General features: G+C 72.4%; 1 protein-coding gene and 1 pseudogene. Both read right to left on the reverse strand.

Going from position 1 to position 2,027, the window contains the following annotated elements; all coding sequences use genetic code 11:
- Nucleotides 1-610: pseudogene (locus RCJ92_RS15720) on the reverse strand (hypothetical protein); the annotation flags it as partial.
- On the reverse strand, nt 607-2,027 hold a 1,421-nt coding region (locus tag RCJ92_RS15725; RefSeq protein ID WP_446755098.1), incomplete at its 5' end, for an ATP-binding cassette domain-containing protein. The pseudogene RCJ92_RS15720 and the gene RCJ92_RS15725, both read right to left, overlap by 4 nt.

The raw sequence follows: 2,027 nt of genomic DNA on the forward strand, positions 1-2,027 counted from the left end.
GGCTGCCCAGCCCGAGCCACGGAACCAGCAGCCCCAGCACCAGGTAGCCGCCGAGCAGGATCAGACCGCTGGGCCCGTCCACCCCGAAGCCGACCAGCACGGCGACCAGCACGCTGGTCACCAGCGCGGCCACGGCCGGGGGCAGGGTGTGGGCGAAGAAGACCTCCACCCGGTCGATGTCGCGCACCGCCCGCTGCAGCATGCTGCCGCTGTGCGCGCCGGAGGCGAACGGGGCCTGGCGTTCATAGTCCGCATAGACCTGGGTGCGCAGCCGGGCCAACGCCAGGAACGCGACTTTGTGCCCCACGTACTGCTCCGCGTAGCGCAGCACCCCCTTGGCCAGGGCCAGGGCGATCAGCCAGCCGGCCAGCACCCCGTAGCCGGCCCCGGACCCGGGCAGCGCCAGCGCCAGCCCGCTGGCCCGGATGAGGCCGAGTCCGGCCACATAGTAGATGGCCAGGGCCACCAGCCGGGTCAGGCAGGCCAACACGCTGGCCAGCAGCAGCGGGGCGATGATGTCCCGCGTGCTGGCCAGGATCCAGCACACCGCGCCGGCCGTGGCGTGCGGGCGCTGCCCACGTGCGGGGGCCTGGTGGTGTTCGGTGCTCATCGTGCCCCTTTCGCTTCCCCGGCCCGCTGCCGGTACTGGCCCATCACCCGGTACAGGTAGCCGCCGGTGTCCTGCATCAAATCCTCACGCCGCCCGGCCTGCACCACCTGCCCGTCGTGCATCACCACCACCCGGTCGTAGTCCGCCAGCAGGGAAAGCCGGTGGGTCACCGTGATCACGGTGCGCCCCTGCCCGGCGGTGCGCAGCAGCTGCAGCACCTGCTGTTCGGTGTGCACGTCCAGGGCGCTGGTCGGCTCATCGAGCAGCAGCACCGGACGCTCGGCCAGCAGGGCGCGGGCGATCGCCAGGCGCTGGCCCTGCCCTCCGGAGAGCCGCGCCCCGGCCTCCCCCAGCTGCAGGTCCAGCCCCTCGTCCAGCGCGTCAAACCAGGGCCCGAGCCCCACCTGGCGCAGCAGCCGCACCAGCTGTTCGTCCTCGGCGCCCGGGTCGGCCAGGAGCAGGTTCTCGCGCAGGCTCATCGCAAACAGCGCCGCCTGCTGCTCAACCACCGCGGTGTTCAGCCGCAGCGTGGCCGGGCCCAGCGCCTGGCGGGCATCATGCACGATGCCGGCGCTGGTCTCCAGCTGCCCGCTCAACACCCGCAGCAAAGTGGACTTGCCGCTGCCCGACGCGCCGATCACCGCGGTGCGTGAACCGGGCGGGAAGCTGAGGTTCACGGCGCGGATCGCCTGCGGGTTCCGCTCATACCCGGCGGCCAGGTCCTGCAGCTGCAGCCCGCTGGCGGACAGGTCCACCGGCACCGGCTGCAGCATCGCCGGGTGCGCCGGTTCGGCCAGCGCCTCGGCGATCTTCTCCTGCGCCGCCCGCCCGGTCATGCCGATGTAGAAGAAGCTGCCCACGTAGTTCACCGGGGCCAGCATCAGGAAGCTGAGCAGCACCAGCGCGGTGCCCTGTCCGGGGCTGAGCACCCCGGCGCCCACCCGCCACCAGGCCAGGCCCGCCGCCGCGGACAGCAGCAGCAGTGCGAAACTCGCGTCGATCACCAGCAGCAGCATCTGGTTGCGCGCCAGCAGGCGCATCACCTGCACCCGCACCGCCTCCGCCGCGGCGGCGACCTTCGCCCCCATCCACAAGCTGGCGTTGTTCAGCTTCAGCATCCCCAGGTTGCGCAGCGCATCCATGAACACGGCCGCCAAAATCCCCTGCGAACGCCGGTACTGGCCGGAGGAGGCCCGGAACAGCCGGCCGAACCCGAACACCAGCAGCGGCACCAACAGCACCAGCACCCCCAGGACCGCGGCGCACAGCGGGTCCAGGGCGAGCGCCACAAAACCAAGCACCACGAACGGGGTGATCACCGCCGCCAGCGCCGGCCCGGTGAACCCGGCCCGGAAGCGCACCTTGCGGTCCACCGCGTCCATCGCCGTGTTCACCCGCTCCCCCTGCCCGCGCCGGC

This window comes from Glutamicibacter sp. BSL13, from assembly GCF_052928425.1.